We start from the raw sequence: 12117 nt of genomic DNA, 5'->3' as shown, positions 1-12117 counted from the left end.
GCCCCGAGCTTTCTCGACGCCCTCGGCTTTGGCTTGGTGCTGCCATTCGAACGCGATGGGTGACAGCATCCCGTTGCGGGCGGGCCTGCGAGCGGGGTTGTAGAACATACCGATGTAGTCGAACACGTCCCGGCGTGCCCCGTCGCGCGGCCACCGCGTCCACCCGATCGCCCCCGCCGCCTTCCGGTCCGATGATGAGGATGCTGTCCTGCCGGAACGGCTTCATCGAGCGCTTCAACGGTCGCCTGCGGTTCAAACTGTTGACTGAGACGCTGTTCTCCAGCCTGTCTCAGGCCAGAGCCGCTCTCGCCCGGTAGCGGCTCGACGACAACACCCCCGGCCGGACGCGAAGCTTGGATGGCAGACACCAAACGCCTTCGCCTCAACGTTCCACCCGCGGCAGGATCAGACGCTCCGCATCATGAACGGCTCTGCGTCTGCCTCCGCCGCTCCCCACGCCCGAGAAGGCAAATCCACCGTCAGAACGAACGCACCGCGGGATAGAAGTTGGGGGCAACGCCAAAGTCAATCTATGCCCGGATGCGCCATTGACGGCTCTTGGAAACTGCCACCGAAGACCCATCCCAGCGTATCGTACAGAGCCTGTGGCTTTGTGCGCGCGAGCAGCGCGTTGCGCAACTCTCGATGGACGCCGCCAGCGTGATAAATGTCGCCGAACTGTTGTGATGTGAGCTGGATACGCGCGGTCCGCAGGTAACGGGCCTTGTCGTAGGCCCGGAACGCATCCCGGATATCGTCGTGTTGCGATACCATCTCGCCGAGGACGACCGCGTCTTCGAGCGCCATGCAGGCACCCTGGGAAATATAGATATATGTCGGGTGCGCAGCGTCTCCCAGCAGGGTGACGCGCCCCTTCGTCCAGGTGGCGATGGGCGGGCGGTGGTGCAGAACCCAGGCACGCGACATGCTGACATGCTCAAGCAGGTTCTTTACATGCGCGCAGGCATCCCGGAACTGGTGATTGAAAGCTTCGCGAGCGCCGACGGGATAGTTTGAACCGGCCTTGATGTTGCTGTCGCGGTAGCTGGCGCCGATGTTGAAGACCTGGTCACTGCGAATGGGATAGTGGAAGAAATCGATCCCGGGGCCGCCCCACATCGTCACCGAATTGGAGTACAGCGCTTCAGATATCTCCGAAACAGGCACGATGCCGCGGCAGAGGATGTACCCGTCGGTGGTTGGTTGATCGCCCACGAGCGCTTCGCGCGTTACCGACCACAGCCCGTCGCCGCCGATCAGCCCTGCGCCCTCCGCGGAGGTTCCGTCGGCGAGTTCGACCACGACCCGGTCGCCGACATCGCGAAAGCCGCTCACCCGGCAACCCGGCCTGAGCGTGATCTCATCATATCCCTTGCAGGCGCTCACGAGCCGCTCAAGGATGTCGCCGCGGTGCAGGAGCGCATAGCGAAAGCCGAAACGGCGGACGAACTCCTCCCCGATCGGCACCCGATAGATCGACTTGCCGGTGGTGATGTCCCCGAGGACCAGGCTCTCCGGATAGGCCGCCACCTCCTGCATGGGCTCAAGGACGCCCAGCGCCGCGAACGCCCGAAACGCGTTGGGTGGCATTTGTATGCCAGCGCCGATCTCCCGCATCTCCGGCGCCTGCTCGAATACCTCCACCTTGCGACCGGTGCGGGCGAGGGCAATGGCGGCGGCGGCTCCGCCGATGCCGCCACCGGCGATGAGAATCGGAAGCTGCTCGGTATGAGATCGTGTCATCGCTATCACAACGCCCCGTGGCTCACGCTGCTGGAGAATGAGCAACGATTGCATACTGGGTGATGAGCCGCAACAAATTTCAATTTAAATGAACATTATAAGCTTCGTCACTTTCCGTCGTCGATCGAGCGGATCTGGCCCAGCACCACCCAGATGAGATGAACCTTTGCTGAAGTCGGATTGGACATGCGGTGCGGCATGGTGCTCGGAAACCGAAAGCTGTCTCCGGGCTCGAGCAAATAGTCCTCGTCCTCCAGTCGGAGGCCGAGCGTTCCAGACAGGACAAGGCCGGCCTTTTCGCCGTCGTGACTGTACATTTCACCATCGGAGGTGGCGGCGGGTTCGAGCTGGATCTCATAGATTTCTATCGATCCGGGCCCCTCGGGGCTGATGATCTCCTGAACCACTCCGGTCGAGGGGACCGTCAGGCGTTTGCGCTGGTGGCTTCTGACGATATGGCGCCGTTCCTTTTTGGACGCTGGGGTATCGGCAAAGAAATAGGAAACCGGAACTTCGAGCGCATTGGCGAGCAGTCGCAGTGAGCGGAGGGAAGGCGTAGACAGTCCGCGTTCAATCTGACTGACCATTCCTGTTGAAAGCGCCGCCTTGCCACCCAGTTCGCGGATCGACATCCCGCGCTTGCGCCGGGCCTGACGGAGGCGGGACCCGAGCCACCTGTCCTCCATCTCCTGATCGACGTCATCTTGCTCCACCTGACCAACCTCTTTCAATTCAGACAGAATTTTCACTATGAACCGCTTCCGGGCCCGAGCGCCCCCCGTCGCCCGTGGCGTCCCGGATGGGCGCGCCCGCTCACCAAAATTGCAGACGGTGCAGAAAATAGCATCAATGAAGACACTTGACCATGTTGAGGTAATAATGAACATTTCAGCATCTGGTCAATTTCAATGCGTCAGCCGCTGAGGCTTAGGCGAACGGGGGCGGCAATGCCAAGGTCCTGGGAGATCGGAGTCGACACCGGCGGCACATTCACCGACGTCGTTTGTCGGGATGGGACCGGCGTATTCCACACGATGAAGCTGCCGTCTTCGCGCAGCGATCCGAGTCAGTCCGTGCTGGCGTCGCTTCACCGGCTGGGCGAGGAGATTTCCCTCGTTCCGCAGGACATCTCCCGGTTCATTCACGGTACCACCGTGGCGACCAATGCCGTCCTCGAGCATAAGGGCGCCAAGATCGGGGTCGTCACGACGAAGGGATTTCGAGATATTCTCGAGATCGGGCGCCAATATCGCCGGGATATGTACGAGCCGATCATCGAGCCGCAGACGCCCGTGTTTCTTGCCCCCGGTCAGATGCGCAAAGATGTCGCCGGCCGCATCTCCGCCTCGGGCGAGGTCGTCGAGCCACTGGACGAGGTCAGCCTGCGATCCGCGGTGGATGAGCTTGTTGACGACGGCGCGCAGGCGATTGCGGTCGTCTTCCTGTTCGCATTCATCAACCCCAGCCATGAGCTCCGCGCCCGCGAACTCATCGAAAAGTGGCACCCGGGCCTTGCCGTGTCGCTGTCCCACGAGGTCGATCCGACCTTTCGGGAATACGAGCGGACGATTGCGACCGCTTTCGACGCTTATGTGAAGCCGGTCGTCGACCGCTACCTGCACCGGCTTGAAACCGGGCTTGCGGAACGGGGGGCGCGGGCGCCGCTCCAGGTGATGCAGTCGCGCGGCGGGCTGATGGCCGGCAGCATCGCGCGGCAGCGGGCGGTCCGGCTGTTCCTCTCGGGTCCTGCCGCGGGGGTCGTGGGCGGCTGCATCGTCGGCGCCTCGGCGGGGGCGCCAGACCTCATCACCATCGACATCGGCGGCACCTCGGCCGACATCGCGCTCATCAGCGGGGGCAAGCCGCTGGTGCGGTCCGAGGGCTTGATCGGCCCGCACGCGCTGCGGGTCGCCATGGTTGACGTCAACACCATCGGCTCCGGCGGCGGCAGCATCGCCCGCGTGGATCGCAGCGGAAGCCTCAAGGTGGGCCCGCAATCCGCCGGGTCGGAACCGGGACCGGCGTGCTACGGGCGCGGCGGGGAGGAGGCGACGGTCTGCGACGCCTCCATTGTCCTCGGATATCTCGACCCTGACTATTTCGCGGGGGGCACGTTCAAGCTCGACCCGGCCAAGGCACGAGAGGCGGTGGAGCGCACCATCGCACGCCCGCTCGGGCTCTCGGTCGAGGCGGCTGCCCTGGGCATTCATCGCGTCCTCAACACCCAGATGGCCGAGGGCATCCGACACGTGTCGGTGCGCCAGGGCATCGATCCGCGCCAGTTCGCCCTGATCCCGCTCGGCGGGGCCGGCGGCCTTCACGCCACCGCGCTGGCGCGCGAGCTCGGCATCCACCGCATCGTGGTGCCCCGCCTGCCGGGCGTTCTGGCGGCGGCCGGCCTTCTCGCGGCCCCGGTCGAGCACGAAGTCACGGCAGCCTTCACGCAGCCGCTCGCGTCCCTCGACCTTGCGGCGATGCGCGCGACCCTGTCCGAACTCGATGCCAAAGCCGCAGCGCTGATGAAGGCTGAGCGGATCGAGCCGTCGGCAGTCATCGTCTCCTATCACGCGGACATCTGCTTCATCGGCCAATCCTACAGCCTGGAAATCCTCATCGATCCGCAGCGTCCCGATCTCGTCGAGCGGGTCTACGAGGACTTCCTCTTGGCGCACGAGCGCATCTACGGCCATGCCACCCGCGTTCCGGCCAAGGTGGTGGGGCTGCGCACGGTCCACAGCGCGGGCGGCAGCGGCACGCTGGACGACATGCGCCTGCCTCCGAGCGGCGGCGAGGTCAGCCAGGCGCCCCGATGGATCTGGGTCTCCGGTCGCGATACGCCGGTCGAGGCGCAGGTGCTGAACCGGGCGGCGCTCACGCCGGGCTTCTCCTTCTCCGGGCCCGCAATCATCCAGCAGGCGGACACGACGACGCTGATCGAGCCGGGGTGGTCGGGCGTGGTGGACGCGGCCGGCAACCTCGTTCTCGACAGCCATCCGGAGGCATTGTGATGTCGATTGCCCTTTCGGAATCCGGGTTCGACTCCATCACCGTGGATGTCGTGCGCCATAAGCTCGATGGCATCGCTGGAGAGATGCAGCAGACGCTCTTGCGCAGTTCCTTCTCACCGATCGTCAAGGAAGGACTGGACGCGTCGGCGAGCCTGTTCACCGTGGACGGCGAGACGCTGGCCCAAGCCTGCGCCATTCCAGTGCATCTCGGCACGATGATTCCGGTTGTCGAGCGCATTCTCAAGGTCTTCCCGCTCGCGACCATGTCGCCGGAAGACGCTTATGTCATGAACGAACCATATCTTGGCGGCACGCATCTCCCGGACATCGCCGTCGTGAAGCCCATCTTCGCCAACGGCCGGCCAGTGGCGATCGCGGCGGCAATGACGCATCACCAGGACGTCGGCGGCATGGCGCCGGGTTCGGTTCCCACCAACGCCATCGAGATCTATCAGGAAGGGCTGCGCATCCCGCCGCTCCAGTTGCTCAGCACCGGCAGGATGAACGAAACCCTGGTTGCGCTCATCCGGCAGAATGTCCGCATTCCCGATACCGTCATGGGCGATCTCAATGCCCAGATCGCGGCCTGCAATGTCGGCGCGCGGCGCATTGGCGAGCTGGTCGAGCGTCTCGGCCAGAACCTGGTGCCGAAGCTGTTCGCCATCCTGCTCCAGCGTTCCGAGGAGCGCACCCGCGAGGCCCTCCGGCTGATTCCGGACGGCACCTATCGGTACGTGGACTACAACGACAACGACGGCATCGAGCTCGACAAGCAGATTCGCATCGAGGTTGCCGTCACCATCAAGGACGGCGACTTCCACTGCGATTTCACCGGCTCCTCCGAGCAGGTGCGCGGCCCCTTCAATTGCGTGCCATCGGGCTCGCTCGCGGCGGCCTGCTTCGCCATTCGCGCGGTCACCGATCCGGACATCCCCACCAATGCCGGGTGCTTCCGGCCGATCTCCTTGCACCTGCCCGAAGGGTCCATCGTCAATCCGGTGGAGCCGGCCCCGGTCAATGCGCGCACAGCGACGATCAAGAGGATCGCGGGGACCATTCTGGGAGCGTTGCGGCCGGTCCTGCCGGACCGCATCCCGGCGGATTCCTGCGGCGAGATGCTGGCCGTCATGTTCGGCGGGAAGAGGGCCGACGGCCGGCTGTTCGTCACCGGCGAGCTGATCGCCGGCGGCAGCGGCGCAGGCCCGCGCTCCGACGGCGTGGACGTGATCGAGACCGACGTCACGAACTGCATGAACCTGTCGGCCGAAGCAATGGAGATGGAGGCACCCATCCGCATCCACCAGATGAGCTTGCGGAAGGATTCCGGCGGCGCCGGCCGCCAGCGCGGCGGGTTGGGCCTCGTGAAGGAATACGAGATCCTTGAAGGCGAGGTCCGCTTCACCCACCGCGGCGAGCGCCATTTCTGCGCGGCGATGGGAGCCTATGGAGGTGAGCCTGGCGCGATGGCAGTCTCCACCATCCACCGCACGACGGGCGCTGTCGAGATCATTCCCTCCAAGCTGGTCACCACCCTCCATGCCGGTGACCGGGTGACGATCGAGACCGCGGGCGGTGGCGGCAATGGCCCCGTGGCGGCGCGCGATCCGGCAGCCGCACGCACGGACATCAGGAACGGAAAGATATCCGCTGACGTATCCACCGTTTAAGCGGTGGCCTGGCGGCTACACATACCGAAATCAAAAAATAAAACTCCAGACCGGGGACCATAACATGCGCAGCTTTCTGAAGAACATTGGCACCAGTGTGCTTGCGGCAACCCTTGCCGCCGGCGGGCTCCTTGCCGCGACCGGCGCCAGCGCCCAGCAGCGCCCGATCCGCATCGGCGCCTTCACCGCCACCACGGGCGGCGCGTCCTTCCTCGGCGATCCGCAGGAGAAGACGCTGCGGCTCTACGTGGACAAGATCAACAAGGCCGGCGGCGTCCTGGGCCGCAAGCTCGAGCTCTTTATTTACGACAGCGCGGGCGACGCCCGGCAGGCTGTGACCTACACGCGCCGTCTGATCGAGGACAACGAGGTCGACATCATTATCGGCGGCAGCGCGACGGGCGAATCCATGGCGGTCATACCGATCGTCGAGGAGGCGCAGATCCCGTTCATCTCCCTGTCGGGCGGCAATGTCGTGGTCGAGCCGGTACGCAAATGGGTTTTCAAGACCCCGGGGTCCGACCGCATGGCCGTGAGCAAGATCTACACTGACATGAAGGCGCGCGGATTCAGCAAGGCCGCGGTCATTTCCGGCGACGGCGGCTTCGACAAATCCTGCCAGAAGGAGGCGGTGACGGTCGCCAAGACCATGGGTATCGCCATCGTCGCCGACGAGGTCTACGCCCAGGCGGACACCGACATGACGCCCCAGTTCACGCGCATCGCGGGAGCCAAGCCCGATGCCATTGTCGGCTGCGGCTTCGGCCTCGGCGGTGTCATAACGGTGCGCAACCACAGGCAGATCACACCGCAGATCCCGCTCTACTTCACCCACGGCGTCGGATCGCAGCAGTTCGTGGAGGGCGCCCGGGGCGCGGCGGAAAACGTGCGCATCACGGTCTCTCCGCTCCTGGTCGCCGAACAGCTCGACGACAGCGACCCGCAGAAGAAGACCCTGCTCGAATACACGAAGGAGTATCAGGAGAAGTTCGGGGAGAAGCCCGCGGCATTCGGCGGCTTCTCCTACGACGCGCTCCACATCGCGCTTGCCGCGATGCAGCGGGCCGGCGGGACGGACAAGGCCAAGGTGCGGGACGAGATCGAACGCACCAAGAATTTCATCGGCATCGACGGCATCTTCAACATGTCGCCGACCGATCACATGGGACTGGACTTCAACACCGCCTTCCGCCTGACGGAGATCAAAAACAACGGGTGGCATCTCGTAAAGTAGGCCGGACCTGAGGGAGCCATCCATGGTCGATTTTCTTCAGTTCCTTTTATCCGGCATCACGAGGGGATCGATCTATGGACTGGTGGGTGTGGGCTTCGCCCTGATCTTCCGTTCCAGCCACGCGATCAATTTCGCCCAGGGCGAGTTCGTGATGATCGGCGGCATGGCCACGGTGTTCTTTTTGACCCTCGGCCTGCCGCTGGTCCTCGCGGCGGCAGGTGCCGTTGTCGCCGCCGCGCTGATCGGTGCGCTCCTTCAGCGGTTGGCGATCGCGCAGGCGAAGAACGCATCCGTGCTCACCATCATCATCATCACCATCGGCGCGGGCATGATGCTTCGAGGGGCGGCGGAGATCGTCATGGGACGAAACTTCCACTCCTATCCGGCGTTCAGCGGCGAGCTTCCCGTCGATCTCCTCGGCGCCAAGATGCAGTCCCAAAGCCTGTGGGTGGTGGCGGCGCTCGTCCTCGTCACCATCGGCATCCATTTCTTCTTCGCCAGGACGCGCCTGGGCAAGGCCGTCGAGGCGACCTTCTCCAACCGCTTCGCCGCAACGGTGATCGGTATCAACGTGCCGCGCATCCTCATCGTCTGCTTCATGCTCTCGGCCGCCATCGGAGCGCTCGGCGGCGTGGTGATGACGCCCATCACGCTGACCCATTTCGAGCTTGGCGTGCCGCTCGCCCTCAAGGGCTTCTGCGCGGCCATCGTGGGAGGCCTGACCAGTCCGTTCGGCGCCATCATCGGCGGGCTGATCCTCGGGCTCTCCGAAGCCTTCGCCGGCGGCTACATCTCGCCAACCTACCAGGAAGCTGTCGCCTTCGTGATCATCATCGCCATGCTGATCTTCCGTCCCCAGGGACTGTTTGGCCGCCGCGCTGTCGAGCGCGTCTAGGTGGATGCCATGACCAGCGATACACCGCGCCAACTCATCGCCTGCGCTGTGCTTGCGACCGCCCTCGCGCTGTTGCCCATCGTCGCGCCGAACCCCTACTACCTCGACCTCGCGACCAAGGCCTGCCTCGCCGCGGTCGTCTGCATCGGCCTGAACCTCCTGTCCGGCTACGCCGGTCAGCTCAGCCTCGGTCACGCAGCCTTCTTCGGTGTGGGCGCCTATGCCTCGGCGATCCTGTGCGCCAAGGTCGGCATCACGCCGGTCGTCGCGATGCTCGCCGGATGCCTCATATCGGCGGGGATCGCCTATGTGATGGCGCGGACCGTCCTGCGCCTCAAGGGCCACTATCTGGCCATGGCGACATTGGCGTTCGGCGTCATCATCTCGATCGTGCTCAATCGCGAGGTCGCGCTCACGGGCGGTCCGGACGGCATGTCGGTGCCGCGCTTCAACCTGTTCGGTTACCGGACGACGGGCGTGTGGGCCGGCTACGGGCTCGCGGCGGTGGCCCTGGTGCTCGCGGTGCGCACCGCGATCGTGTTCGTCAACTCCAGGGTCGGGCGGGCGCTGCGGGCCATCGGCGATTCGGAGGTCGCGGCGGAAGGACTCGGGATCGACATTGCCCGCTACAAGACGGGCGTATTCGTGATCTCGGCGGTGTTCGCGAGCGTGGCCGGGTCCATCTTCGCCCACGCGGACCGCTTCGTGTCGCCGGCGGAGGCGGGGTTCATGCGCTCCGTCGAGTTCGTCGCGATGATCGTCATCGGCGGGCTCGGGTCCGTGGCCGGATCGATCGTCGGCGCGACGCTGCTCACCCTGCTGCCGCAGCTTCTGGCGGGCTTCGATCATTATCGCCACTTCCTTACCGGGCTGATCCTGATCCTCATCATGATCTTCATGCCCGCGGGCATCGTGCCGACCCTCCTCGCGTCGGGCCGCGCGCTTCACGATCGGTATCGCCCCTTCGGGCGGAGCGCTCGATCCGTCACCGGCCGAACCTCGGAAGGGTGAACTCATGGCGCCTTTGCTGGACATCCACGCGGTCGGTGTTTCGTTCGGAGGCGTGCGGGCGCTGGACGGCGTATCGTTCTCCACCGAGGCCGGGCGCATATTCTCGATCATCGGGCCCAACGGAGCCGGCAAGACGACCCTGTTCAACGTGATCTCGGGCGCCTACCCGGCACAGCAGGGCAAGGTCGTGATCGCCGGACGTGACATGACCACCGCCCCGCCGAGCGCGCGCGCCGCGCTCGGGCTGCAGCGGACATTCCAGAACCTGCAGATCTTCGGAACCATGACCGCCCTGGAGAACGTCATGGTCGGCGGCCATCTGCGGCAGAGGACCGGGTTCCCGTCTGCATTGCTGGGACTGCCGTCGGTTGCGGCGGAGAGCCGGGCCATGCGCCGGCGCGCGACCGAGCTGCTGGACCTGTTCGACCTCGCTGGGCTCGGCGGTGCGGTCGCCGGAGAGCTGGCATACGGCCAGCAGAAGCGCCTGGAGATCGCCCGGGCCCTCGCCTGCGAGCCGAGGATCCTGCTCCTGGACGAGCCCGCGGCGGGACTGAATCCGTCCGAAACCGAGGACCTCGCGAACGTGATCCGCCGGCTCGCCGGAATGGGCATCGCCGTCGTGCTGGTGGAGCACGACATGCGCCTCGTCATGGCCATCTCGGATGAGCTCCTCGTGCTGAATTTCGGCCGGGAGCTGGCACGGGGAACGCCTGCCGAAGTGTCCAGCAATCCGGCGGTGATCGAAGCCTATCTCGGCGTCGAGGTGGATTGATGCTCAGGATCGAAAATCTCACGGGAGGCTATGGACGCATCATCGCCGTCCGTGATGTCTCCCTCACCGTCGGGGCGGGGGAGCTTGTCGCGGTCATCGGGCGCAACGGCGCCGGCAAGTCGACCCTGCTCAAGACCATCTCAGGCGTGCAGCCGAGCTATGGGGGCAGCGTCAGGCTTGGCGGCCAGGAGCTCACGCGGCTCGATCCCGCCGCGCGGGTCCGCGCCGGCCTCGCCCACGTCCCCGAGGGACGGCAGCTCTTCGGTGCGCTGTCGGTGGAGGACAATCTCCGCCTCGGGGCGCACCACCGCTCGGTGGCGGAGGCCGACGCGGATATCGAGCAGCAGTTCGACATGTTCCCGGTCCTGCGCGAGCGGCGCCGATCCCAGGCGGGCGCCCTTTCCGGCGGGCAGCAGCAGATGCTGGCGCTCGGCCGCGCCCTGATGGCCGCGCCACGGGTCCTGATGCTGGACGAGCCGTCCATGGGGCTCGCGCCGCAATTGGTGGCCCAGATCCTGCGGATCATCCGCACGCTGAAGGAGCGGGGGACGACGATTCTTCTCGTGGAGCAGAACGCGCGGGCGGCGCTTGCCATCGCCGACCGCGCCTACGTGCTGGAGACGGGCCGGGTGGCCCTCGAGGGGCCCGCCTCGGATGTTCTGCAGAATCCGAGGATCAAGGATCTGTATCTGGGCTACTGACAGCGCTGAGTCCATCTCCAGCAGCCACGTGTTCTTCTTGATGGTGGCGCTGGCGGACTCTCGCGCTTCCAGGCGCGCAATCTATACGGCCGCGAGCAAAGCGACCGTGTTGCCTGTGGAGATGGTGGCGTTGACCTTCTCGAGCTTGCAGGCAGTGGAAGGGTCCTGACCGTCCAGCAGCAGTTTCCTGGCCTCATCCCGCTTCTGGCGCGCATCGGCGAGCGAAACGGTGGGATAGGGCCCGAACGAGATTTGCCTGGGTTTGCCGAGGAACCGGTAGGCGAGACGCCAGATCCTGCTGCCGTTCGGATTGACGAGAAGATGGACGCCACCCCCGTCAAACAGCCTATATGGCTTGCCCTGTGGCTTCGCATTCCGGAGCGCCATGCCCGTCAGCGCTAGGTAGGCACGCTCCCTTTGCAGACATCAAGACGCCTACAAACTTGCCTACTTGCCTACAGAATTCCAGCCGACGAGATGGGATAAGACTGGTCGTCAAGAGCGCCTATCACTTTGATTTCAAAGCGATATTGGATATTCTCGGACGCTTCAGGATAGTGAAATGGTGCCCAGGGGCGGAATCGAACCACCGACACTGCGATTTTCAGTCGCATGCTCTACCAACTGAGCTACCTGGGCGTCCGGGTGCGGTCCTGACGGGCCGTTCGGAGCGGCGAGTGTATAATTGGCTTGTCCGGCCCTGTCCATAGGGGACGGCCGAGCGATGCACTGGCGCGGGGGGCCTGTGGAAAAGCTCGCCCGCCACCGGCGGCGGGACGGCGCTGCGGCACGCGGGAGCGCCAGGGCAAGCGGGCTGCCGGCCCTCGGGTCGCCGCCCCCTGAGCCAGACGTCGCCGCGTCGTGCCACGCGAACGGATGCGCCACGCCCGCAAGCCGGATGTGGCCGCCTCGACACGGGCAGCACGACGCCCGATGCGCGTGATGCGCCGCGCCCGCAGAGCGCAGGCGATCGCCGCAGCGATGTGGTCCAGCAGTACGCGGCCGGTGGATGCGGCGCGCCCGCACGCCTGGCGTGCCCCCCCCCGCGCCCGATGCCGCCCGCCCGGAAAAGGGATGCCTTCGCTG

At 65.3% G+C, this 12117-nt stretch carries 10 protein-coding genes, 1 tRNA gene and 2 pseudogenes; 8 read left to right on the top strand and 5 right to left on the bottom strand.

Features of this window, described 5'->3' with window-relative positions:
• Positions 1 to 15: 15 nt before the first annotated feature.
• Positions 16 to 147, bottom strand: a pseudogene (locus D9R14_RS23625) (IS3 family transposase); the annotation flags it as partial.
• Between the two features lie 65 nt (positions 148 to 212).
• On the opposite strand from D9R14_RS23625, the pseudogene D9R14_RS04955 reads away from it, so the two are divergent.
• Positions 213 to 504 (top strand): annotated as a pseudogene (locus tag D9R14_RS04955) (integrase core domain-containing protein); the annotation flags it as partial.
• 21 nt (positions 505 to 525) lie between these two features.
• On the opposite strand, the gene D9R14_RS04950 reads toward D9R14_RS04955, so the two are convergent.
• Entirely contained in the window at positions 526 to 1743 is a 1218-nt protein-coding gene (locus tag D9R14_RS04950) for an FAD-dependent monooxygenase (protein ID WP_170168503.1), read from the bottom strand.
• Between the two features lie 107 nt (positions 1744 to 1850).
• Complete coding sequence (locus tag D9R14_RS04945; RefSeq protein ID WP_170168502.1) at positions 1851 to 2492, bottom strand: helix-turn-helix domain-containing protein; 642 nt, start codon at positions 2490 to 2492, stop codon at positions 1851 to 1853.
• A 159-nt stretch (positions 2493 to 2651) separates the two neighbouring features.
• Here D9R14_RS04945 and D9R14_RS04940 point away from each other — a divergent pair, with 159 nt between their 5' ends.
• The 7 genes from D9R14_RS04940 (at position 2652) to D9R14_RS04910 (ending at position 11031) form a co-directional block, all read left to right on the top strand.
• Positions 2652 to 4751: a hydantoinase/oxoprolinase family protein gene (locus D9R14_RS04940; RefSeq protein ID WP_121622206.1), complete on the top strand. Its 2100-nt coding sequence runs from the start codon at positions 2652 to 2654 to the stop codon at positions 4749 to 4751.
• Positions 4751 to 6418 (top strand): hydantoinase B/oxoprolinase family protein, encoded by a 1668-nt coding sequence (locus D9R14_RS04935; RefSeq protein ID WP_170168500.1) that lies wholly within the window; start codon positions 4751 to 4753, stop codon positions 6416 to 6418. The genes D9R14_RS04940 and D9R14_RS04935 overlap by 1 nt, the downstream gene beginning before the upstream one ends.
• 64 nt (positions 6419 to 6482) lie before the next feature.
• Positions 6483 to 7652 carry an ABC transporter substrate-binding protein gene (locus tag D9R14_RS04930; protein ID WP_121622204.1) on the top strand — a complete coding sequence of 390 codons (1170 nt, stop codon included), beginning with the start codon at positions 6483 to 6485 and terminating at the stop codon, positions 7650 to 7652.
• Between the two features lie 22 nt (positions 7653 to 7674).
• Positions 7675 to 8547 carry a branched-chain amino acid ABC transporter permease gene (locus D9R14_RS04925; RefSeq protein WP_121622203.1) on the top strand — a complete coding sequence of 291 codons (873 nt, stop codon included), beginning with the start codon at positions 7675 to 7677 and terminating at the stop codon, positions 8545 to 8547.
• Between the two features lie 9 nt (positions 8548 to 8556).
• Positions 8557 to 9558: a branched-chain amino acid ABC transporter permease gene (locus D9R14_RS04920; RefSeq protein WP_121622415.1), complete on the top strand. Its 1002-nt coding sequence runs from the start codon at positions 8557 to 8559 to the stop codon at positions 9556 to 9558.
• Between the two features lie 4 nt (positions 9559 to 9562).
• On the top strand, positions 9563 to 10330 hold the full coding sequence (locus tag D9R14_RS04915) for an ABC transporter ATP-binding protein (protein ID WP_121622202.1): 768 nt from the start codon (positions 9563 to 9565) through the stop codon (positions 10328 to 10330).
• Positions 10330 to 11031, top strand: a complete 702-nt coding sequence (locus D9R14_RS04910; protein WP_121622201.1) for an ABC transporter ATP-binding protein — start codon at positions 10330 to 10332, stop codon at positions 11029 to 11031. Before D9R14_RS04915 ends, D9R14_RS04910 begins: the two co-directional genes overlap by 1 nt.
• 81 nt (positions 11032 to 11112) lie before the next feature.
• Here D9R14_RS04910 and D9R14_RS04905 read toward each other — a convergent pair whose 3' ends face one another.
• Both D9R14_RS04905 and D9R14_RS04900 read right to left on the bottom strand, forming a co-directional pair.
• Positions 11113 to 11418, bottom strand: coding sequence for an Arm DNA-binding domain-containing protein (locus tag D9R14_RS04905; protein ID WP_121622200.1), 306 nt, complete (start codon positions 11416 to 11418; stop codon positions 11113 to 11115).
• Positions 11419 to 11594: 176 nt separating this feature from the next.
• Positions 11595 to 11670: transfer RNA gene (locus D9R14_RS04900), tRNA-Phe, on the bottom strand.
• Positions 11671 to 12117 lie beyond the last annotated feature (447 nt).

Origin of the sequence: Xanthobacter tagetidis (assembly GCF_003667445.1) — a bacterium.
Taxonomy (GTDB): domain Bacteria; phylum Pseudomonadota; class Alphaproteobacteria; order Rhizobiales; family Xanthobacteraceae; genus Xanthobacter; species Xanthobacter tagetidis.
Note: the sequence above shows the minus strand (reverse complement) of the source record. Positions and strands in the feature narration are given on the sequence as shown.

Bases quoted from the DNA above. Each gene is read 5' to 3' on its own strand.
- D9R14_RS04950 (WP_170168503.1), bottom strand. From the start codon at position 1,743: ATGACACGATCTCATACCGAGCAGCTTCCGATTCTCATCGCCGGTGGC.
- D9R14_RS04940 (WP_121622206.1), top strand. From the start codon at position 2,652: ATGCGTCAGCCGCTGAGGCTTAGGCGAACGGGGGCGGCAATGCCAAGG.
- D9R14_RS04935 (WP_170168500.1), top strand. From the start codon at position 4,751: ATGTCGATTGCCCTTTCGGAATCCGGGTTCGACTCCATCACCGTGGAT.
- D9R14_RS04930 (WP_121622204.1), top strand. From the start codon at position 6,483: ATGCGCAGCTTTCTGAAGAACATTGGCACCAGTGTGCTTGCGGCAACC.
- D9R14_RS04925 (WP_121622203.1), top strand. From the start codon at position 7,675: ATGGTCGATTTTCTTCAGTTCCTTTTATCCGGCATCACGAGGGGATCG.
- D9R14_RS04920 (WP_121622415.1), top strand. From the start codon at position 8,557: ATGACCAGCGATACACCGCGCCAACTCATCGCCTGCGCTGTGCTTGCG.
- D9R14_RS04915 (WP_121622202.1), top strand. From the start codon at position 9,563: ATGGCGCCTTTGCTGGACATCCACGCGGTCGGTGTTTCGTTCGGAGGC.
- D9R14_RS04910 (WP_121622201.1), top strand. From the start codon at position 10,330: ATGCTCAGGATCGAAAATCTCACGGGAGGCTATGGACGCATCATCGCC.
- D9R14_RS04905 (WP_121622200.1), bottom strand. From the start codon at position 11,418: ATGGCGCTCCGGAATGCGAAGCCACAGGGCAAGCCATATAGGCTGTTT.